Genomic DNA, 19334 nt, shown 5'->3' with positions numbered 1-19334 from the left:
GCCCTACTGATCCTCGTCGAACTTGCGGGCGACGAGGTCCTTCAGGGCCTCGATCGCCTCTTCGGCGTCAGACCCCTCGGCGGCGACGTCGATGCTGCAGCCGATGCCGGCGCCCAGCATCAACAGGCCCATGATCGACCGGGCGTCGACCGTGACGCCGTCGCGCGTGACGTGAATCTCGCTGTTGAAGCTGGAGGCCAGTTTGACGAACTTGGCCGAGGCGCGGGCGTGCAGACCGCGCGTGTTGCAGATGTCCAGAGTGGCCGTGACGCTCATTTTTCGCCCGCGAGCACCCAGGAGGCGACCGAGATATATTTGCGCCCCGCTTCCTGGGCGTGAGACACGCAGGACTCCAGGGTTTCACGTCCGCGCACGCTGGCCAGCTTGATCAGCATCGGCAGGTTCAGCCCGGCGATCACCTCGGCATGGGTCTGTTCCATCACCGAGATGGCCAGGTTGGAGGGCGTGCCGCCGAACATGTCGGTCAGCAGGATCACGCCGTCGCCGTCGTCGACGGCGGCGGCGGCGTCGACGATGTCGCGACGGCGGCGCTCCATGTCGTCTTCCGGCCCGATGCAGATGGCCGCGACGCCGCGCTGCGGCCCGACCACATGCTCCATCGCCGAAAGAAATTCCGAGGCCAGTCCCCCATGGGTGACGATAACCAGGCCAATCATAAGGATTTCACTCGCATCCCACCCCGAACCATCCCTGGACTTCCCCGTGCCCGGCAGGGAGGCCGGGCGCATCCTCTCGGGACCGCAAGACGCGTGTCATAGACCCGTTATGCGCGGGTTCAAAGCGTCTGAAGCGCGACTGCGACCATGTCGACGGCCGAGGGGGGGCGAGGGTCGAGCGCTAGAAGGGGCAGGTCCATGCCCGCGAAACGCCGCGTCTGGGGCTCTGGAAGCCGTTCGACGGCCTCCGGAACACAGGCGACGGCGAGGACGAGTCTGGCGACCAGCCGTGTTCTGAAGGACACGATTCCGACGCCTCGCGCCTCGATCTGACCGGCTATGGCGGTGGGGGCGGTCGCACGGAGCGCGCCGCCCGAGGCCCAGACATGGGTGTAGTCGTCGCTGACCAGCCGCCACCCCAGCCCGATCAGCCGCAGGGCCAGATCGCTTTTTCCGGCGCCCGACGGGCCCAGGATCATCACAGCCTTCCATTCGCCGGCGTGTCGGATGGCGACCGTGGTGGCGTGAACGGGCTGTTGCGGGTTCATGAGCGTCGGCCTGCGGGGGGCGTGGCGGGCAGGACGATCTCGAACCGCGCGCCCGCGCCGCCCTCGGCGGCGTCCGCGCGGTTGGTCGCCGTCACCCGCCCGCCATGCGCCTCGACGATCTGGCGGACGATGGACAGGCCCAGGCCGGAGTTGGAACCGAAGGCCGCGCCCTTAGGTCGCGAGGTGTAGAAACGTTCGAACACCGTCTCGAGGTTCTCGGGCGGAATGCCGGGACCCTGGTCCTCGACCCGGATGCGGATGGGCAGGTCGCCCTCGACCTCCTCCAGCACGACCCGGACCTCGCCGCCCTCCGGACTGAAGGAGCGCGCATTGTCGATCAGGTTGCGGAAGACCTGGCCCAGGGGGCCGTCGCGACCGACGACCTTCAGCCCGTGGGGGGGACGCTCGAGCCGCACCGGAACCTCCCCGGGCCTCATGGTGGTCTCGTAAACGCCGACGATGTCGCCCAGCAGCCGGTTCAGGTCGATGGCGCGGGGGCGGTCCCGCGACAGTTCGGCGTCCAGCCGCGAGGCGTTGGATATGTCGGTGATCAGCCGGTCCAGACGCCGCACGTCCTGCTGCAGCAGATTGGTCAGCTTCTCTCTCTGGGCGTCCGTCTTGACCAGGGGCAGGGTTTCGAGCGCCGAGCGGATCGAGGTCAGGGGGTTCTTGATCTCGTGCGACACGTCGGCCGCGAACCGTTCGATGGCGTCCATTCGCGTCGACAGGGTGTCGGTCATCGATTCCAGAGACCGGGCCAGGTCGCCGATCTCGTCCTTGCGCTCCTCCAGGTCCGGCAGGGAGATGGCGCGGGCGCGCTGCAGCTTGACCTGATCCGCCGCCGCCGACAGTCGCCTGATGGGCCGCGCCACGAACAGGTGCAGCAACAGAGAGGCCGACAGGTTTACGGCCAGGGCCACCAGGGCGAAGGGCACCAGGGCCCGCCTCTGGTCGTCCAGGATTTCATCGACATTGCCGGCTTCCAGCGTCAGGACGCCCAGGACCTGGCGGACATGGCGGATCGGAATGGAGACGGACACGACCCGGTCACCGGACTCGTTGCGCCGGACGGTGGTCTGAGGCTCTCCGGCCAGGGCCCGTTCGACCTCGGCCGCCACCTCGGCCTCGACCAGCCGCTTGTGCTCGGCGTCGCGGTCGATCTTTTTGATCAGGTCGGCCGGAACCGGGGCGCCGGCGGGCCGGGCCGGCGGCAGGATGCGACCGGGGATGTTCTCGGTCACCTCATAGCTGTCGATGACCGGCAGGCCGTTGATGTCGTACAGGCGGACCCGCTGTCCCGCGGGCACGAAATTGTCGCGCAGCCATTTCGCCGCCTCGCCGACGTCCAGCTCGGGCGTCGGCACGCCGCGGCTGATGCCCAGCTCGCCCAGCACATTGCCGAGCAGTTCGGCCTGGACCGTGAGCGATTCCTGGCGCGCCTCGATCAGCCCCTGACGCCATTCGTTCAGCGCCAGGGCGCCGCCGAACAGGATCAGCAGGCTGAGCAGGTTGAGCGCGAGGATAAACGCGCCCAGCCGCGATCCGCCGAAGCGAAACCACGGACGCCAAGGGGTCTCTTCCGGCTCCGGAGCGCCGGGAAGATCAGCTTTCGCGGTAGCGGTAACCGACGCCATACAGGGTCTCGATCGCGTCGAACTCGTTGTCCACGGCGCGGAACTTCTTGCGCATCCGCTTTACGTGGCTGTCGATGGTGCGGTCGTCGACATAGACCTGATCGTCATAGGCGGCGTCCATCAGGTTGTCGCGGCTCTTCACGAAACCGGGGCGCTGGGCCAGGGCCTGAAGCAGCAGGAATTCGGTGACGGTCAGCTTGACCGGCTTGCCGTCCCAGGTCGATTCATGGCGGGCCGGGTCCATGCTCAGCTTGCCGCGCTTGATCGCCTTGCCGGACACTTCGGCCGACGGCTCGGGCTCGATGCCGTCCGCGCCGGTCCGGCGCAGCAGGGCCTTGACCCGCTCGATAAGCAGCCGCTGGCTGAACGGCTTGTGGATATAGTCGTCGGCGCCCAGGTTGAAGCCGAGGATCTCGTCGATCTCCTCGTCCTTGGACGTCAGCATGATGACCGGGATTTGCGAGGTCTGACGCAGACGGCGCAGCACTTCCATGCCGTCCATGCGCGGCATCTTGACGTCGAGGATGGCCAGGTCGGGCGGCGTCGCCTCCAGGGCGGCGAGGCCCGAAGCCCCGTCGTGATAGGCGGTGATCTTGTGGCCATGGCTTTCCAGCGCCAGCGAGACGGACGCCACGATATTCTCGTCGTCATCGACCAGGGTGATGTTGGCCAAGGTTGTTTTCTCCTGAACTTCCCGTTCCCGTAGAAGGGAACGCACGGCAAGCGTAACCGTTCGATCTGGGTCACATTAGGGCTAAGGCAGATGGGCCGCCAAGCCGTCTGTTTCAACGATAGACGGGTTCGCCTCCGTCGGCGCAATGAAAATTCACCGTGAAAACCCGGCTTTAATGGCTTGACCGTTAGATTGGTCGGCATGGCAGGACCGATCCACTACGAAGTCTACATCCGAAAGACCGTTCCGGCGGCCTGGACCCTTCTCATCGCCACCGAGGATCGCAAGCGCGCTCTGGAGACGGCCGAGGACCAGTTGAGAGGCAGCCTGGCCGCCGCGGCCCGCGTCACCAAGGAGACGCTGGATCCGGACACGATGGAATTCAACAGTCTGACCATCCTGACGATCGGCGCGCCGGAAGAGAAGAAAAAGGCGCCCAAGCCCAAGGCGGACGCCCGTCCGGCATGCAGCGCGCCGCCCGAACTCTATACCGCCCATTCCCGAGCCCTGATCGGGCGCGTGCTCGAGGATTGGCTCAAACGTCAGGGCGTCACGGCGTTCGAACTGCTGCATCGGCCGGATCTTGCGGAGCGCCTCGATGCGTCCGGCGTGGAGTTGCAGCATGCCGTCCAGAAGGTCGCGGTTCCGGAAAGTCAGGCCAATGGTCAGGATTTGCACAGCGTCGTCAGACATTATCAGCGTCTTGCGGAAGACGCCGTCGCGCGGCTGCTGAAGGCCGGCCGTTCGGGTGCTTTCCCCTCCCTTGAAAATCAGTCGATCGCCGACCTGGCTCACCGGTTGAGCGGAACACCGGACAGGGCCTTCATCATGGGCGGGGTTATCGCCCAGGGTCTGGCCGACCGCCGTGGAACGCGCGAACGGCTGGACGGCCTGATGGACCTGATCGAGGCCGCGCCGTCCGACGGTCCGCCGCGCGCCCTGGTCATGACGACGGTCGAACAGATCGCGGCGGAAATGCTAGCGACGCGATCCAACCTCGCGGAAATTCTCGGCCCATCGCTGGATCATGGCGCCAGCCTCGCCGCCATCGTGCGGATGGTGGCGCCTCGCGAGGTCGAGAAACTCATCAGCATCGACCCGAAGATGGCGCTGATGACGCCGACGGTCGAAGGTCCCGCCGCTCGCCTCGGCCGCCACCTGTCGGCCGGAGCCTTCCCGGTGCTTTCGGCCTCCCTGGCGAAGATGGTTACGCGAGAACTGGCTATCCCCCGCCGGTTGCGGCCTACCGACCCTGTCGGCGAAATCGACATCCTGCGAACGCTCGCCATGGCGTTGACTGCGGCGGCGGGGCGGCTGCTGACCTTGGAAGAGGTCCAGAACGCCTTCGTGGAACGCTCCAAGAGCCTGGTCACGCCCGATTTCGTCGGCAACTATGTTCAGCACTGCCCGAACGTCCTGTCCGAGGCCGAACACCTGACACGGCTTTGCGAAAACGTCACAGGCGGCGCCAACAAGCGGGCGGCGGCGCGGTGGCTGAGCGGCTGCGTCACATCCCTCAGGCTGGAAAACGAGATGCGTCAGACGCAGCCGGGCGGGCCCAGCGTCTCGCAGAAACTGCTCGTGCTGGCGCGACTGCAGCGTTCGGTTCGGGCCGTCCAACTGGGCGAACTCGACGAACGGGAGATATCGACGGCGATCGGCGCCCTGGGGGGAACCCTGGAGGCGGACGCCGGCCTGCTGAGCCAGATCGGACGGGCCCAGGCTACGCCGGTGCAGAAGCTCATGGCCTTGCTGAAGATGATCAATGGCGAGACGGCGCCGTTCGGGCCTGTCGCTGACCGCTCGCGCGCGGAAGCCGTAAAAATGCTCCGCATCCCCGAGATACGCCAGGCGGTCAATGCGGACCCGGAGGCGATGACGGCGCTCCAGGGACTGCTGCAGACGGCGGGCGTGAAGGCCTGACGTCAGTCGAATATGTCGAAGATGCTGTCGCGCTTCTTCTTCTTGTAGCGATGGTCGTCGTGACGATCGTCGCGATATTTGTCGTCTCGATACCCCCGGTCATCCTCATAGGTCCGCCGCGTATTCCAGGGCTGGGCCTGGGCCTGGGGCTGGGTCGGCGGAGCGACGGGCGGGGCCGAGGCGCGGCCGTCCTCGGCGGCTGAAGCCATCAGTTTCTCCAGTTCGCCTCGATCCAGCCAGACGCCGCGGCAGGTTGGGCACATGTCGAACTGCACCCCGTCGCGATCCAGCGTTTGCATGGCGGCGTTGTCGTTCGGGCACATTAGAAGAGGCATGTGGGGCTCCATTGTCGTTTCTGCGAACACGCGTCGACGCGACGGGCGGAGGGGGATCTAATCCGTCGCGTCAACGCGCGTGCGGTCCGACATCGCGTCGAGCGGTCTGACGGAGGGGAAGCGTCAGGCTGAACGCCGCCAGAGGGGCCCGTCCCGCCAAATCAAGCTAGGGATCGCATGAAGTCTCCGCCATGCGTCGCGGCGCCACAGGCCGCCCGCGTCAGCAGACCTGGCCCGCAGCCCAGCCCGACGACCAGGCCCACTGGAAATTATAGCCGCCCAGCCAGCCTGTGACATCGACCGCCTCGCCGATGAAATAGAGGCCCGGAACCGCCTTCGCCTCCAGAGTCTGCTGGTCCAGGGCGGCGGTGTCGATCCCGCCCAGCGTGACTTCCGCCGTCCGATAGCCTTCCGACCCCACCGGCTTGACGCTCCAGCCGTTGACCGCCTGTTCCAGCCGCCGCAGCGTGGCGTCGGACAGGTCGGCCAGATTGCCCGCCACGCCCTCCCGCGCGCACAGGCTCTCGGCCAGGCGTCGAGGCACGATATGGCCCACTGCCGTATGCACGGCCTGCCGTCCGTTCGTGGCCTTGGCGGCCTTCAGTTCCTCGAAGACGTTTCGCCCCGGCGCCATGGTCGCCACGATGGCCTCGCCCTCGCGCCAGTAAGAACTGATCTGCAGGATCGCCGGCCCGCTGAGACCCCGATGGGTGAACAGCATGGCCTCATCGAAGGCCGCCTTTCGCGCCTTGGTATCGGGCGCCTTCCCCTCGGGCGCCGAAGCGACGCGGGCGTCCACGGCCACGCCCGCCAGCGGCGTCAGGGTCTCCAGCAGTCCAGCCTCGAAGGTCAGGGGGACCAGGGCCGGCCGGGTCTCGGTGACGCGAATGTCGAACCGACGCGCGACCTCGTAGGCCCAGCCGGTGGCGCCCATCTTGGGGATCGACTTGCCGCCGGTCGCCACGACCAGGGCGGCGGCCTGGACTTCGGATCCGTCCGACAGGCCGACCGTCCAGCCGTCGCCAGAATGCGCCAGCCGCTCCACGCCGGTCTTCAACTTAAGCACCACGCCCGCCGCCGCCATGTCGTCAGTCAGCATACGGACGATCTGCTTTGCGCTGTCGTCGCAGAACAGCTGGCCCAGGGTCTTTTCGTGCCAGGCGATGCCGGCCCGGTCCACGCGCTTGATGAAGTCGTGCTGGGTGAAGCGGCGCAGGGCCGAGGTGGCGAACCTGGGGTTCTCACCCAGGAAGTTCGCGGGTCCGCAGCCCAGATTGGTGAAATTGCACCGTCCGCCGCCGGAGATGCGGATCTTCTCGCCGGGGTTGGCCGCATGATCGACGACCAGAACCCGACGGCCGCGCCGCCCCGCCTCGGCGGCGCACATCATGCCGGCGGCGCCGGCCCCGACCACCAGGACGTCGAACGACGCCCGGCTCACGAGACCGGCTCCGGGATCAGGGGCTTAGTAGCGATAGTGCTCAGGCTTGAACGGGCCTTCCTGCGGCACGGAGATATAATCGGCCTGTTCCTTGTTCAGCACCGTCAGTTTGGCGCCCAGCTTGCCCAGGTGGAGGGCGGCGACCTTTTCGTCCAGATGCTTGGGCAGGGTGTAGACCTTGGTCTCATAGGCCGACTTGTTGGTCCACAGTTCCAGCTGCGCCAGGGTCTGGTTGGTGAAGGAGGCGCTCATCACGAAGGAGGGGTGGCCCGTGGCGTTGCCCAGGTTCACCAGACGGCCTTCCGACAGCAGGATGATCTTGTTGCCGCCGGGGAATTCGATGTGGTGGACCTGAGGCTTGATCTCGTCCCACTTGAAGTTCTTCAGGCCCGCGACCTGAATCTCCGAGTCGAAGTGGCCGATGTTGCAGACGATGGCGTTGTGACGCATCCGGCGCATGTGATCGACGGTGATGACGTCCTTGTTGCCGGTGGCGGTGACGAAGATGTCGGCCTTGTCGGCGACATCGTCCAGGGTCTGGACGTCATAGCCTTCCATGGCGGCCTGCAGGGCGCAGATCGGGTCGATCTCGGTCACGATCACGCGGGCGCCGCCCTGGCGCAGCGAGGCGGCCGAGCCCTTGCCCACGTCGCCGTAGCCGCAGACCACGGCGACCTTGCCCGACAGCATGACGTCGGTGCCGCGACGGATGGCGTCGACCAGGGATTCACGGCAGCCGTACAGATTGTCGAACTTCGACTTGGTGACGCTGTCGTTGACGTTGATGGCCGGGAAGGGCAGCTCGCCGCGTTCCGACATCTGATACAGGCGGTGCACGCCCGTGGTCGTCTCTTCCGACACGCCGCCGATGGCGTCGCGGATGGCCGAATAGAAGCCGGGCTTCTCGGCGATGTAGCGTTTCATCACCTTGAACAGGGCTTCTTCTTCCTCGTTCTGCGGATTGGCCAGGACCGAGATGTCCTTTTCGGCCTTCGGGCCGAGCACGCAAAGCAGGGTGGCGTCGCCGCCGTCGTCCAGGATCAGGTTCGGATAGCCGCCGTCGGCCCATTCGAAGATCTTGTGGGCGTAGTCCCAGTATTCCTCCAGCGTCTCGCCCTTGACGGCGAAGACCGGGGTGCCGGCGGCGGCGATGGCGGCGGCGGCGTGATCCTGGGTCGAGAAGATGTTGCACGAGGCCCAGCGGACCTCGGCGCCCAGGGCTTCCAGCGTCTGGATCAGCACGGCCGTCTGGATGGTCATGTGCAGGCTGCCGGCGATCCGGGCGCCCTTCAGCGGCTGGTCTGGGCCGAACTCGGCGCGCAGGGCCATCAGGCCCGGCATTTCGGTCTCCGCGATTTCGATTTCCTTCCTGCCCCAGTCGGCCAGGGAAAGGTCGCGGATGATGTAGTCGGTCATGGGAGGCTCCTGGCCGCAGGGGGTTTTCAGCCCTCATAGCCCGTGGAGGATCAAGGAGCAACAAACCCATAAGGATATCCTTATATGCAGGGGCTCAGCAGTTTCTTAAGCGATCGCCGTCAGGATGCCGGGCATGGAACGCCGCGCCCTTCTCGGTCTCGCCGTCGTCGCGACGGCCGCCGCCTCGACCTCCGCCTCGACCCCCGCCCGGGCTTCGTCGAGCGGGGGCGCCGCCGCCGTCTCGCCCGACAGCTATTTCCGCCTGCCGGTGATCACCGCCTCGATCCTGCATCCCGACGGTCGGCGTGGGGTGTTTTCGGTCGAAGCGGGGGTGGATGTGCCCGACGCTGCGCTTCGCACCCGCGCCCAGCAGTCCACGCCCCGGCTGCGCGCCGCATACACGACCGCCGTTCAGCGGTTCGCCAACGGCCTGCGCTCCGGCGTCGTGCCGAACATCGACCAGCTGGCCAATGATCTTCAGGCCGCCACCAACACGACGCTGGGCCGTCCCGGCGCGCGTATTCTGCTGGGCACGGTGATGGCCCTCTGATCGGGCCGAGAACCGGCGTCAGCCGACGCGCGGGGACTTCAGGCGGCGCTTGTTCGAATGGGTCGCGGGGGCGGCGCCCAGATCCTCGGGCACCTCGCCCTTGAAATAATAGCGCTGCCAGGCCTCCTTGGCCGCGTCCGGATCGCCGCCGGCCAGCCGCTGGTTGAAGTCGGTGCGGGCGCGATTCCAGGCCTCGAACTGCCCCTTCATCACCGGATTGGACTCCAGGGTCCGGATCACCGGCTGGAACTGTTCGACCTTCTTGTGCTCGATCAGATTGATGAAGCAGAAGGGTTCGCCCTTCTCGAACGTCACCCGACCCGGCCGGGTGAAGATCCAGTTCATCGTGAAGGGGAAGGGCAGCCAGTCGGTCTCGATCAGACCGACCAGGGGCTGGATCCCGTCCTTCACGTGGTTGGGCGACCCCGAACACATCATCCCCCAGCCCGGCGGCGTGCGGAACAGGTACTGGGGGTGCATGGTCAGGACGCCGCGCGAGAAGTGCGAGGTGACGAAATGGGCCAGGTCGTGCTGGGGCCGGTCGGGGGTGATGACGATGTCTTCCTGACGCGGCCCGCCGTTCCATTCGGCCGAGAAGCCGAACGGGCACAGGATCTCCCACCCCGTGGTGTTGGCCATGTTCAGCGGCAGGCAGCGATAGGGGTGGCGGCTGATGAAGGCGTCCATCCAGTTTCGCGACTGGCGGCCGGGCACCAGATCCGGCGGCCGCGCCGTCATCGGATAGCATTCCAGTTCCAGCGAGCGCGTCTGCACAGTATCGATCATGAGCTTTTCCTACCGCCCGAAACCCGACGGCTCAACCATGACGACAGAACCCGCTTTCGACCGCGATAAATTGATCGCCTGGCTGGCCGAGAACGGGGTCGATCACACGACCCACGACCACCCCGCCGTCTTCCGCGTCGAAGAGGCGCTGGACCTGAAGGCCGACCTGCCCGGCGCCCACACCAAGAACCTGTTCCTGAAGGACCATAAGGGCCGTCTTTGGCTGATCTCGGCCCGACAGGACACGGTCATCGACCTGAAAGCCGCCGCCGTCGCAATGGGTTCGGGCCGCCTGTCGTTCGGAAACGAGCCGTTGATGTTCGAAACCCTGGGCGTCAGCCCCGGCTCGGTCACCGCCTTGGCCCTGATCAACGACACGGACCGCCGCGTGACCTTCGTCCTGGACCGCCGTCTGTGGGAGGCCGACATCGTCAACTTTCACCCCCTGACCAATACGGCGACGACCGCCCTGGATCAGTCCGCCTTCCGGCGGGTGCTGAATCTGTTGGGGCGGCAACCGGTGCTGCTGGACTTCGGCGCGTTGGATTGAGCGGCCGGGCTCAAACCGACATTCCCCGCCCGGCGGTCTCGGCTTCGTCCGCGTCGGCGTCCGGGTCGCGACCCTGGCTCCTGTCGAACCACCGCATGACGGGCGTGACCGTGATCCCGTGCAGCAGGATCGACATCAGACAGATCAGGCCCACGATGGCCCACAGGCGGTCGCCGCCCTCGAACGGCGCCGCGTTCAGCCCATAGGCCAGATAATAGAAGGACCCGACGCCGCGGATGCCGAAGAAGGCCAGGATCAGTTTTTCCCGCAGCGGCCGCCTGTAGCCGATGAAGCCGATCATTCCGGCCACGGGCCGCACCACCAGCACGATCACCACCGCGACCGCCACGTCCAGGGGCCTCAGCGGCGACAGCAGGCCCGACACCAGGGCCCCGCCGAACAGGACCAGCACCACCATCATCGCCATCCGCTCGATCTGCTCGATGAAGTCGTGCATCTCGACGTGGAAATCGTGGTCCCGATCCGCGTGCCGGAAGGCCAGGGCCGTGATGAACACCGCCAGAAACCCGTAACAGTGCAGCATCTCGGTCACCGAATACGAGATGAAGGTCGCCGCAAGCACGATGAACCCGTCCCGCGTCGCCGCCAGCCGCGTGCTGACCGGAATGGTGAAGGTCAGCCAGCCGAACAGCCAGCCGACAGCCCAGCCGATCGCCAGCCCGGCGCCGATCTCCCACAGCACATTGACCGTCAGCCAGTCCATGAACCAGTCGGTCTTCTGCCCCGACGCCGCCAGGGCCAGGGCGATGGCCAGGTTCACGAACGGGAAGGCCAGCCCGTCGTTCAGCCCCGCCTCGGACGTCAGTCCGAACCGCACCTCGTCCTCGCCCCCCTCGCGGGGCGCCCCCACCTGAACGTCCGACGCCAGCACCGGATCGGTCGGCGCCAGGGTTCCGGCCAGCAGGACCGCTCCGGCCAGCCCCAGCCCCAGCACCGTCCAGCCCAGCACCACGATCGCCGCGATCGACAGCATCATGGTCACGCCCAGCAGCCGCCAGGTCACGCCCCAGCGCTTCAGATTGAAGATTCGGTCGATCTTCAGCCCAGCCCCCATTAGGGCCACGATGACGACGAACTCGGTCAGCCGCTCGGTGATGTCGGGAAAAGTCTGGGGCAGGGGGTCGAACCCCGCCTGCGGCAGGCTGAACAGCCCCGCCCCCAGGATCACGCAGATGATCGGCAGCGACAGGGGCGCGCGGCGAAACACCAGCGGCAGCCAGGCCACCAGGGCGACCAGCGCCCCCACCACGAACAGGATCAGAATATAGGGATCGGGCATGGGTCTCCGGCAAGCTCGACGATAGGGCGCTCCCTTAATGCGGCAAGGCCGGTCCGGTTACCGACGATGGGGATTCGGTGCGGTGGGCGTGCTGGCGGCCTTGTGGGCTCCTCTTGGCAACGGAAGCCACAGTCCCAGCCTTTCCCGGGCCATTGCAGGGCCGAAACTCGCCAGAGGGATCCAGTCCTTCCCGCTACCACAGCCTCGTCGGCGGCGCCCTGCGGCCGACGTCAACGGTTAAGGACGGCCTATGGAACTGATGGACAAGACAATCGTGATTACGGGTGCGAGCAGCGGGATCGGAGAGGCCGCGGCCGACCTGTTCGCCGCAGAGGGAGCGCGGCTGGTTCTCGGGTCGCGACGGAGCGACAATCTCGAAATCATCACTGAGCGCATCAGCGCTCGGGGCGGCCAAGCCGTCTACCTGGCGGGCGACGTGCGGGACGAAGGCTATGCACAGGCATTGGTCGATCTTGCGCTGGGCGCGTTCGACTCGCTCGACGGCGCGTTCAACAACGCCGGAACGGTGGGCGCTATGGGCCCGGTAGGCGAGATGGAACTTGCCGACTGGAATGACGTGCTCGCCACCAATCTGACAAGCGCGTTTCTCGCAGCCAAAGCCCAGGCGCCGGTGTTGGCCGCGCGGGGCGGCGGCTCGATCGTCTTCACATCCTCCTTCGTCGGTTATAGCAATGCCGGCTTGCCGGGCATGGCGGCCTATGCCGCCTCCAAAGCCGGCCTCATTGGACTGACGCAGTCCCTCGCGGCGGATCACGCCGGTGCGAACGTGCGCGTGAACGCCCTGCTTCCGGGAGGGACGATCACCCCGATGGGCGGCGAAGGGAATCCCGATGTCCTTGCCTTCGTCGCCGGTTTGCACCCGATGAAGCGCATGGCCGCTCCGCTCGAGATCGCACAGGCCGCGCTATTCCTGCTGGGAGATCGTTCCTCCTTCATGACCGGAAGCCCCATGATCGTGGACGGCGGCGTATCGGTGCGTCTGAACTGATCGATTAGGCACGGGAGGCAGGTCCTGGAGCGGACCTGCCAACTTCCGCCTTCCACCCCCGTCAGATATTCGACAGGTCCGCTTGACGATCGTTTTCGTTGCCCCATCTCCCCCTCGGGGACGCCGCCGCAACAGGCGGAACGGCGACGATTTCAGACGATTCAGACTGTGTTTTTTTGGGCCCGGGTCTGAAATCCCGCCGGCCGACGCCGCCTGCGGCCGGACGCGGCGAAATCACCGCTTGATGACGGCGCATCCCGACGCCATCTGAGCCGTTGACCCTGACTGATTGCTTGCACGGACCCGCCATGACCCTCGTCGATCCCACCCTGTCCCCTGACCTTTCCGGCGACCTGATCAAGGAAGGCACGGACGCCTCCTTCATGACCGACGTCATCGAGGCGTCGAAGCATCAGCCGGTGATCGTCGACTTCTGGGCCACCTGGTGCGGACCGTGCCGGACCCTGGGCCCGGCGCTGGAGAAGGCCGTGCGCGCCGCCAAGGGGGCGGTGAAAATGGTCAAGATCGATGTCGACGCCAATCCGGCCTATGCGGGCCAGCTGCGGGTCCAGTCGATCCCCACCGTCTACGCCTTCGTCAACGGCCAGCCGGTAGACGGCTTCCAGGGCGCCATCCCCGACAGCCAGATCAAGGCCTTCATCGACAAGCTGACCGGCGGTCAGGGCGGTTCGACCGAGACGGCGCAACTGCTGGAGCTGGGCGAGGAGTCGCTGGGCCTGAACGACTTCGGCGGCGCGGCACAGGCCTTCGCCCATGTCCTGTCGATCGAGCCCGAGAACGAAAAGGCCATCGCCGGCATGGCGCGGGTCTATCTGGCCGGCGGCGATCCCGAACAGGCCGCCCAGACCATCGCCATGGCGCCCCAGGATTCCAAGGAGCCGGCGGTCCAGAGCGTGCGCGCCCAACTGGCGCTGGCGGCGAAAGCTCCTTCGGGCGCCTCGGTGGAGCTGGAAGCCAAGGTCGCGGCCGATCCGAACGATCATCAGGCCCGCTTCGAGCTCGCCGAGGCCCAGAGCGCGGCCGGCGACTTCAAGGGCGCGGTCGACAATCTGCTGCATATCGTCAAGGCCGACCGCGAGTGGAACGAGCAAGCGGCGCGCAAACAGCTGCTGGTGATCTTCGAGGCGGCGGGACTGAGTTCCGACGTGGCCAAGGACGGTCGTCGGCGCCTCTCCTCCATCCTGTTCTCCTAGAGATCGGCTGATCCCATGCCCCAGGGCTATGTCAGGGCGCTCGACCTGCCTCAGGTGATCCCGGTGTTTCCGCTGGGCGGCGCGATTCTGCTGCCGCGCGGGCAACTGCCGCTGAACATCTTCGAGCCCCGCTATCTGAACATGGTGGACGACGCCATGGCTGGGGACCGGATCATCGGCCTGGTCCAGCCCAAGGGAGGGACGCCGGCCCTGCCCAGCCTGTCGCCCGTCGGATGCGCCGGACGGATCACCAGTTTCGCCGAGACCTCCGACGGCCGTTATCTGATCACCCTTACGGGTGTGTCGCGGTTCCGCATCGCCGCCGAACTGCCGTCCAAGACGCCCTATCGCCAGGTGCGCGCCGCCTTCGAGGCCTATGAGGACGATCTGGCGCCCCCGCCGGAAGAGCCGGATTTCGACCGGCACGCCTTCCTCGACGCCCTGCGGGTCTATATGGCCCACCGCGCCCTCGACATTGATTGGGAAACGGCCGAGACCGCGCCGATGGAGGCCCTGGTGAACAGTCTGTCGATGGCCCTGCCGTTCGAACCGGCCGAGAAACAGGCGCTGCTGGAGGCCATGGGACTGATGCCCCGCGCCGAGGCCCTGACCGCCCTCCTCCGCATCGACGCCGCCGACGGCGGTGACGACGCGTCGCCGTCCATGCAATAAGCGGCCACGCTTTCAGGAAACCACAATGAGCGATGCTTTCAACACGCCCGTGTCCGTCGATCCCCGTCTGCTCGAGGTGCTGGTCTGCCCGGTCACGCGCGGCAAGCTGACCTACGACCGCGACGCGGGCGAACTGATCTCGGCCGGCGCCAAACTGGCCTATCCGATCCGCGAAGGCGTGCCGATCATGCTGGCCGAGGAAGCTCGTCAGCTGGATTAAGGCATCCCGCCCGCCGCCCACCCCAAACCTTACGCAAAGGCCCCAAACACCTGACGGGCCTCAAGTAGCGCGAAGCGCGATAGGCCCAAGCATGACCCTCAAAGTCGCCATCCAGATGGACCCGATCGAGGCCGTCGACATCGCCGGGGACACCAGCTTCCTGATGGCCGAGACGGCCCAGGCGCGGGGACACCAGCTGTGGGTCTACGACTTCCGCACCCTGGCCCTGGAGGACGGCCGCCTCTACTGCCGCGCCAGGCCGATCACCGTGCGGCGCGAGGTGGGAAACCACGTCGACTTCGGCGACTGGGTCCGGCTGGACCTGGCCGAGGACGTGGACGTCATCCTGATGCGCCAGGACCCGCCTTTCGACATGGCCTATGTCACCGCCACCTATCTGCTGGAGACGGTCCATCCCAGGACCCTGGTGGTCAACGACCCGGCTCAGGTGCGTTCGGCGCCCGAGAAACTACTGGTCACCGCCTTCCCGGGTCTTCAGCCGCCGACCTTGATCTCGGCCGACCCCGTCGCCCTGACCGCCTTCCACAAGAAGCACGGCGAGGTGGTTCTGAAGCCGCTGCACGGAAACGGCGGCTCGGGCGTGGTCAAGCTGCGGGCCGACGACCCCAATCTGGACGCCCTGATCGAGATCCACGCCGTCGGCAGCCGCGATCCGCTGGTGATCCAGAAATTCATCCCCGCCGTGTCCAAGGGCGACAAGCGGATTCTGCTGATCGACGGCGAGCCGGTCGGCGCCATCAACCGGGTCCCGGCGGCCGGCGCCGTGCGCTCCAACCTGCACGTCGGCGGCACCGCCATGCCGGTCGAGCTGACGCCGCGCGACCTGAAGATCTGCGCCGCCATCGGCCCGACCCTGAAGGAACGCGGCCTGATCTTCGTCGGCATCGACGTGATCGGCGATTATCTGACCGAGATCAACGTCACCTCCCCCACCGGCGCCCAGCAGTTGAAGACCTTCACCGGTATCGACGCCACGGCCCTGATGTGGGACGTGATCGAGAAGAGGTGCGCCGCACAGGTTGCGTAAACGCCACTTGAATTAGATTTCAGTTCATGGTTCGTTCTCTCTGCGGGTGGGGAGAACGGTCATGGTCGCGCGGGTTGTCACAGTCGCCTTCGACGGGGTCGAGGCCCGTCGTGTGGACGTCGAGGTCCAGCTGGTCGGCCAGGACCAGCAGACGGTGTTCAACATCGTCGGCCTGCCGGACAAGGCGGTGGCCGAGAGCCGCGAACGGGTGCGGGGCGCCTTCGCCGGCATAGGCCTGGCCCTGCCGGCCAAGCGGATCATCGCCAATCTGGCTCCCGCCGACCTGCCCAAGGAGGGCAGTCATTTCGATCTGCCCATCGCCCTGGCCCTGATGGCGGCGATGGGAGTGATCGCCCCCGACGCCCTGGACGGCTGGGCCGCCATCGGTGAACTGGGGCTGGACGGACAGATCGCGCGGGTGGGGGGAGCCCTGCCCGCAGCCGTCGCCGCCGACGCCCTGGGCCTGGGCCTGATCTGTCCCGAGGCGACGGGGCCGGAAGCGGCCTGGGCCGGCGGGGCGCGCATCCTGGCCCCGCGCTCGCTGATCGGCCTGGTCAATCATTTCAAGGGAACCCAGCTGCTGCGCGCGCCCGAGCCTGGCCCGCTGGCGACCGGCGGCGCCGTGCCGGACCTGCGCGAGGTCAAGGGCCAGGAGGGCGCCAAGCGGGCGCTGGAGATCGCGGCGGCGGGCGGCCACAATCTGCTTTTCATCGGCCCGCCCGGATCGGGCAAGTCGATGATGGCCCAGCGGCTGCCGGGCCTGTTGCCGCCCCTGACCTCTCAGGAACTGCTGGAGACCTCGATGGTCTGGTCGGTCGCCGGCCTGATCGAACGCGGCGCCCTGACAAGGGACCGCCCGTTCCGCAGCCCGCATCATTCGGCCTCGATGGCGGCCCTGACCGGCGGCGGCCTGCGGGCCAAACCGGGCGAGGCCTCCCTGGCGCACAACGGAATCCTGTTCCTGGACGAACTGCCGGAATACAGCGCCCAAGCCCTGGATTCGCTGCGCGCGCCGCTTGAGACGGGCGAGATCGTGGTGGCCCGCGCCAACGCCCACGTCCGTTATCCAGCGCGGTTCCAGCTGGTGGCGGCGATGAACCCCTGTCGTTGCGGCATGGGGGGCGCGGGTCGGGGCGCCTGCGGCAAGGCGCCTCGCTGCCAGCGCGACTACCAGAACCGGATCTCCGGTCCGATGTTCGACCGGATCGACCTGACGGTCGAGACCCCGCCCGTCACCGCCGCCGACATGGCCCTGCCGCCGCCGGCCGAGGGCACGGCCGAGGCTCACGCTCGCGTCGCCGCCGCGCGAGCCATGCAGGAGGACCGGGCTCGGGCGGCCGGACTGGACCCGTCCCAGGCCCTGAACGCCCGCGCCTCGGGCGATACCCTGGACCGGTTCGCCACGCCGGACGAGGCCGGGCGGATGCTGTTGATGCGGGCGGGCGAGGCCGGGGGACTGACGGCCCGCGGCTGGACCCGGACATTGCGGCTGGCCCGGACCATCGCCGATCTGGACGGCTGCACCGGGGTCCTGCGCCGCCATATCGCCGAGGCCCTGATCTATCGCCGCAACTCCATCGGCGCCGAGGCCGACTTCGATCGGCGCGTGGCCCAGCGGGGCGATCCGTCGCTCGGAGTGCGGGGAGGGGACGAGCTGAGCCAGGCGCCCTTTCTCTATTCGTGAGCCGGCTAGGCCCGGAAAGGCGGTTCCTTAACCGGTCCGCTGTAAGGTCCACCGACCACGGAGACCGAGATGACGCGACGGGCGGCGCAGAAACATATCGAAGATCAGGCGGCCTCGGCCCCCGATCCGGCCCAGCAATTCCTGCGGCTGATGAGCCACGAGATGCGTACGCCGCTGAACGGCGTCTTGGGCATGATCAATCTGTTGCAACGCACCCGGCTGGACGGCGCCCAACGGGCCTATGCCGAGAACGCGCGGCAGTCGGCCGAGCATCTGCTGGGCCTGGTCAACGACCTGCTGGACTATGCCCGGCTCGAGGCTGGCGCGCTCGAGTTCGACATGGCCCCGGTCGATCTGGAAGCCCTGGTGCGGGGCGTGGCCGAACTGCTCAGCCCGCGTGCTCATGAAAAGGGTCTGGAGATCGTCTGGTCGATCGCGCACGACGCCCCCGACATTGTCGCCGACGAGGGCCGGCTGAGACAGGTCCTGTTCAATCTGGCCGGCAACGCGGTCAAGTTCACCGAGACCGGCGGCGTCCGCATCGCCGTCGAACGCGCCGCCGCCGCGGAACCGGCCGATCGCACCCGTCCCCGCCTGGCCTTCATAATCGACGACACCGGCCCCGGCGTCGCGCCCGAGGCGCGCAACCGCATCTTCGAGGAGTTCGGCCATGCCGATTCCTCCGACGCCGTGCGCCAGGACGGCGCCGGCCTGGGTCTGGCGGTCGTGCGCAAACTGGCGCGAGCCATGGAGGGGACCGTCACCGTCGAGGATCGACCGGAAGGCCCCGGCGCTCGGTTCCGGTTCGAGGCCGCCTTCGACGCCGTCGGCGGCGCCCGCGACCGTCCGCTCAAGGGCCGCACCGTCGCCGTCTGTTCGCCCGACCTCTTCGTCCGAGCCGCCGCCGCCGCCCAGATCAAGGCGTCCGGCGGCCGTGTCGCCGAGACAGCCGAGGTGACCCTGGTCGATCATGCCGACGCCCCGCCCGGCGAACTGCAGCCTCTGCCCGAAGTCGGGCGCGGAGTCGTCCTGCTGAAGCCCTCGGAACGTGAGCTGATCGCCCCCTATCGCGCCGCCGGCTTCCACGCCTATCTGATCAAACCCCTGCGCCGCGCCTCCCTGGCCGAACGGGTGCTGGCGGCCGCGGGGGCCGGCGGAGGCCCTGGCGTCGGAGATTCGGCGGTGTCCCCCACCGCCCCCCCGCCCGAGGACGACCGGGTCGCCCCCATCCGATTCGCCGGGGTCCGCGTGCTGCTGGCCGAGGACAATCCGGTCGGCGCCCTGCTGGCCCGCACCCTGCTTCGGCGCGAAGGCTGCACCGTCGAGACCGCCGCCACCGGGGCCGAGGCGGTCGCCGCCTTGGCCCGCGCCCGCTACGACCTGGTCTTCATGGACATGCGGATGCCCGGCATGGACGGACCGGCCGCCGCCCGCGCCATCCGCGCCTCCGGCGACAAGACCCCCATTCTGGCCCTGACCGCCAACGCCTTCGCCGAGGACCGCCGCCTGTGCCTGGAGGCCGGGATGGACGACCATCTGGTCAAGCCCCTGGACGCCGACGCCCTGCGCGCCGCCCTGGCCCGCTGGACGAAACGCGACATCCGCGCCAAGGTCGCCTCCCTTTAGGCGCCGCGTACCGGCCGCCGCCGGAGCC

General features: G+C 67.5%; 20 protein-coding genes. 10 read left to right on the top strand and 10 right to left on the bottom strand.

Annotation, left to right across the window (positions count from 1 at the left end):
- Positions 1 to 3: 3 nt before the first annotated feature.
- The 5 genes from H2037_RS06865 to H2037_RS06845 all read right to left on the bottom strand — a co-directional run bounded on the left by H2037_RS06865 (position 4) and on the right by H2037_RS06845 (position 3532).
- A complete protein-coding gene (locus H2037_RS06865) occupies positions 4 to 276 on the bottom strand; it encodes an HPr family phosphocarrier protein (RefSeq protein WP_292119477.1) in 273 nt (90 codons plus the stop codon).
- Positions 273 to 677, bottom strand: coding sequence for a PTS sugar transporter subunit IIA (locus H2037_RS06860; RefSeq protein ID WP_292119475.1), 405 nt, complete (start codon positions 675 to 677; stop codon positions 273 to 275). Before H2037_RS06860 ends, H2037_RS06865 begins: the two co-directional genes overlap by 4 nt.
- Positions 678 to 796: 119 nt before the next feature.
- On the bottom strand, positions 797 to 1225 hold the full coding sequence (locus tag H2037_RS06855) for an HPr kinase/phosphatase C-terminal domain-containing protein (RefSeq protein WP_292119474.1): 429 nt from the start codon (positions 1223 to 1225) through the stop codon (positions 797 to 799).
- The gene (locus H2037_RS06850) at positions 1222 to 2859 is read right to left on the bottom strand and encodes a stimulus-sensing domain-containing protein (RefSeq protein ID WP_292119471.1); all 1638 of its coding nucleotides are present in this window, start codon (positions 2857 to 2859) and stop codon (positions 1222 to 1224) included. Before H2037_RS06850 ends, H2037_RS06855 begins: the two co-directional genes overlap by 4 nt.
- On the bottom strand, positions 2828 to 3532 hold the full coding sequence (locus H2037_RS06845) for a response regulator transcription factor (RefSeq protein ID WP_292119468.1): 705 nt from the start codon (positions 3530 to 3532) through the stop codon (positions 2828 to 2830). Before H2037_RS06845 ends, H2037_RS06850 begins: the two co-directional genes overlap by 32 nt.
- 201 nt (positions 3533 to 3733) lie before the next feature.
- On the opposite strand from H2037_RS06845, the gene H2037_RS06840 reads away from it, so the two are divergent.
- Positions 3734 to 5455: a hypothetical protein gene (locus H2037_RS06840; protein ID WP_292119465.1), complete on the top strand. Its 1722-nt coding sequence runs from the start codon at positions 3734 to 3736 to the stop codon at positions 5453 to 5455.
- Between the two features lie 2 nt (positions 5456 to 5457).
- Here the strand turns inward: H2037_RS06840 and H2037_RS06835 are convergent, their stop codons facing one another.
- From H2037_RS06835 to ahcY, 3 genes are all read right to left on the bottom strand, one after another.
- Positions 5458 to 5790 (bottom strand): zf-TFIIB domain-containing protein, encoded by a 333-nt coding sequence (locus tag H2037_RS06835; protein ID WP_292119462.1) that lies wholly within the window; start codon positions 5788 to 5790, stop codon positions 5458 to 5460.
- A 220-nt stretch (positions 5791 to 6010) separates the two neighbouring features.
- Positions 6011 to 7231, bottom strand: a complete 1221-nt coding sequence (locus H2037_RS06830; RefSeq protein WP_292119460.1) for an NAD(P)/FAD-dependent oxidoreductase — start codon at positions 7229 to 7231, stop codon at positions 6011 to 6013.
- A gap of 24 nt (positions 7232 to 7255) precedes the next feature.
- Positions 7256 to 8647 carry an adenosylhomocysteinase gene (ahcY, locus tag H2037_RS06825; RefSeq protein WP_292119457.1) on the bottom strand — a complete coding sequence of 464 codons (1392 nt, stop codon included), beginning with the start codon at positions 8645 to 8647 and terminating at the stop codon, positions 7256 to 7258.
- Positions 8648 to 8780: 133 nt separating this feature from the next.
- Here ahcY and H2037_RS06820 point away from each other — a divergent pair, with 133 nt between their 5' ends.
- Complete coding sequence (locus tag H2037_RS06820) at positions 8781 to 9197, top strand: Tat pathway signal protein (RefSeq protein WP_292119455.1); 417 nt, start codon at positions 8781 to 8783, stop codon at positions 9195 to 9197.
- 18 nt (positions 9198 to 9215) lie between these two features.
- Here the strand turns inward: H2037_RS06820 and H2037_RS06815 are convergent, their stop codons facing one another.
- Positions 9216 to 9983, bottom strand: a complete 768-nt coding sequence (locus H2037_RS06815) for a DUF6065 family protein (protein ID WP_292119452.1) — start codon at positions 9981 to 9983, stop codon at positions 9216 to 9218.
- Between the two features lie 37 nt (positions 9984 to 10020).
- Here H2037_RS06815 and H2037_RS06810 point away from each other — a divergent pair, with 37 nt between their 5' ends.
- Positions 10021 to 10533 (top strand): prolyl-tRNA synthetase associated domain-containing protein, encoded by a 513-nt coding sequence (locus H2037_RS06810; RefSeq protein WP_292119449.1) that lies wholly within the window; start codon positions 10021 to 10023, stop codon positions 10531 to 10533.
- 10 nt (positions 10534 to 10543) lie between these two features.
- Here H2037_RS06810 and H2037_RS06805 read toward each other — a convergent pair whose 3' ends face one another.
- Positions 10544 to 11833 (bottom strand): cation:proton antiporter, encoded by a 1290-nt coding sequence (locus H2037_RS06805; protein ID WP_292119446.1) that lies wholly within the window; start codon positions 11831 to 11833, stop codon positions 10544 to 10546.
- A 250-nt stretch (positions 11834 to 12083) separates the two neighbouring features.
- Here H2037_RS06805 and H2037_RS06800 point away from each other — a divergent pair, with 250 nt between their 5' ends.
- The 7 genes from H2037_RS06800 (at position 12084) to H2037_RS06770 (ending at position 19306) form a co-directional block, all read left to right on the top strand.
- Complete coding sequence (locus tag H2037_RS06800; protein ID WP_292119444.1) at positions 12084 to 12842, top strand: SDR family oxidoreductase; 759 nt, start codon at positions 12084 to 12086, stop codon at positions 12840 to 12842.
- A gap of 308 nt (positions 12843 to 13150) precedes the next feature.
- Complete coding sequence (gene trxA / locus H2037_RS06795; protein WP_292119443.1) at positions 13151 to 14056, top strand: thioredoxin; 906 nt, start codon at positions 13151 to 13153, stop codon at positions 14054 to 14056.
- 15 nt (positions 14057 to 14071) lie between these two features.
- A complete protein-coding gene (locus H2037_RS06790) occupies positions 14072 to 14728 on the top strand; it encodes an LON peptidase substrate-binding domain-containing protein (protein WP_292119442.1) in 657 nt (218 codons plus the stop codon).
- Between the two features lie 25 nt (positions 14729 to 14753).
- Complete coding sequence (locus H2037_RS06785) at positions 14754 to 14948, top strand: Trm112 family protein (protein WP_271164955.1); 195 nt, start codon at positions 14754 to 14756, stop codon at positions 14946 to 14948.
- 91 nt (positions 14949 to 15039) lie between these two features.
- Positions 15040 to 15996 (top strand): glutathione synthase, encoded by a 957-nt coding sequence (gene gshB, locus H2037_RS06780; protein WP_292119438.1) that lies wholly within the window; start codon positions 15040 to 15042, stop codon positions 15994 to 15996.
- 61 nt (positions 15997 to 16057) lie between these two features.
- Positions 16058 to 17680 carry a YifB family Mg chelatase-like AAA ATPase gene (locus H2037_RS06775; RefSeq protein WP_292119435.1) on the top strand — a complete coding sequence of 541 codons (1623 nt, stop codon included), beginning with the start codon at positions 16058 to 16060 and terminating at the stop codon, positions 17678 to 17680.
- Between the two features lie 69 nt (positions 17681 to 17749).
- On the top strand, positions 17750 to 19306 hold the full coding sequence (locus H2037_RS06770; RefSeq protein WP_292119432.1) for a response regulator: 1557 nt from the start codon (positions 17750 to 17752) through the stop codon (positions 19304 to 19306).
- The last annotated feature ends 28 nt before the right edge of the window (positions 19307 to 19334 follow it).

The sequence above is a fragment of the Brevundimonas sp. genome (assembly GCF_013912065.1).
In the GTDB taxonomy this organism is placed as follows: domain Bacteria; phylum Pseudomonadota; class Alphaproteobacteria; order Caulobacterales; family Caulobacteraceae; genus Brevundimonas.
The sequence above is the reverse complement of the archived record's forward strand: the minus strand, read 5'-3'. Positions and strand labels throughout refer to the sequence as shown.

Bases quoted from the DNA above. Each gene is read 5' to 3' on its own strand.
- trxA (WP_292119443.1), top strand. From the start codon at position 13,151: ATGACCCTCGTCGATCCCACCCTGTCCCCTGACCTTTCCGGCGACCTG.
- H2037_RS06865 (WP_292119477.1), bottom strand. From the start codon at position 276: ATGAGCGTCACGGCCACTCTGGACATCTGCAACACGCGCGGTCTGCAC.
- H2037_RS06810 (WP_292119449.1), top strand. From the start codon at position 10,021: ATGACGACAGAACCCGCTTTCGACCGCGATAAATTGATCGCCTGGCTG.
- H2037_RS06860 (WP_292119475.1), bottom strand. From the start codon at position 677: ATGATTGGCCTGGTTATCGTCACCCATGGGGGACTGGCCTCGGAATTT.
- H2037_RS06820 (WP_292119455.1), top strand. From the start codon at position 8,781: ATGGAACGCCGCGCCCTTCTCGGTCTCGCCGTCGTCGCGACGGCCGCC.
- H2037_RS06785 (WP_271164955.1), top strand. From the start codon at position 14,754: ATGAGCGATGCTTTCAACACGCCCGTGTCCGTCGATCCCCGTCTGCTC.
- H2037_RS06800 (WP_292119444.1), top strand. From the start codon at position 12,084: ATGGAACTGATGGACAAGACAATCGTGATTACGGGTGCGAGCAGCGGG.
- H2037_RS06770 (WP_292119432.1), top strand. From the start codon at position 17,750: ATGACGCGACGGGCGGCGCAGAAACATATCGAAGATCAGGCGGCCTCG.
- ahcY (WP_292119457.1), bottom strand. From the start codon at position 8,647: ATGACCGACTACATCATCCGCGACCTTTCCCTGGCCGACTGGGGCAGG.
- H2037_RS06790 (WP_292119442.1), top strand. From the start codon at position 14,072: ATGCCCCAGGGCTATGTCAGGGCGCTCGACCTGCCTCAGGTGATCCCG.
- H2037_RS06805 (WP_292119446.1), bottom strand. From the start codon at position 11,833: ATGCCCGATCCCTATATTCTGATCCTGTTCGTGGTGGGGGCGCTGGTC.
- gshB (WP_292119438.1), top strand. From the start codon at position 15,040: ATGACCCTCAAAGTCGCCATCCAGATGGACCCGATCGAGGCCGTCGAC.
- H2037_RS06850 (WP_292119471.1), bottom strand. From the start codon at position 2,859: ATGGCGTCGGTTACCGCTACCGCGAAAGCTGATCTTCCCGGCGCTCCG.
- H2037_RS06835 (WP_292119462.1), bottom strand. From the start codon at position 5,790: ATGCCTCTTCTAATGTGCCCGAACGACAACGCCGCCATGCAAACGCTG.
- H2037_RS06815 (WP_292119452.1), bottom strand. From the start codon at position 9,983: ATGATCGATACTGTGCAGACGCGCTCGCTGGAACTGGAATGCTATCCG.
- H2037_RS06840 (WP_292119465.1), top strand. From the start codon at position 3,734: ATGGCAGGACCGATCCACTACGAAGTCTACATCCGAAAGACCGTTCCG.
- H2037_RS06855 (WP_292119474.1), bottom strand. From the start codon at position 1,225: ATGAACCCGCAACAGCCCGTTCACGCCACCACGGTCGCCATCCGACAC.
- H2037_RS06775 (WP_292119435.1), top strand. From the start codon at position 16,058: ATGGTCGCGCGGGTTGTCACAGTCGCCTTCGACGGGGTCGAGGCCCGT.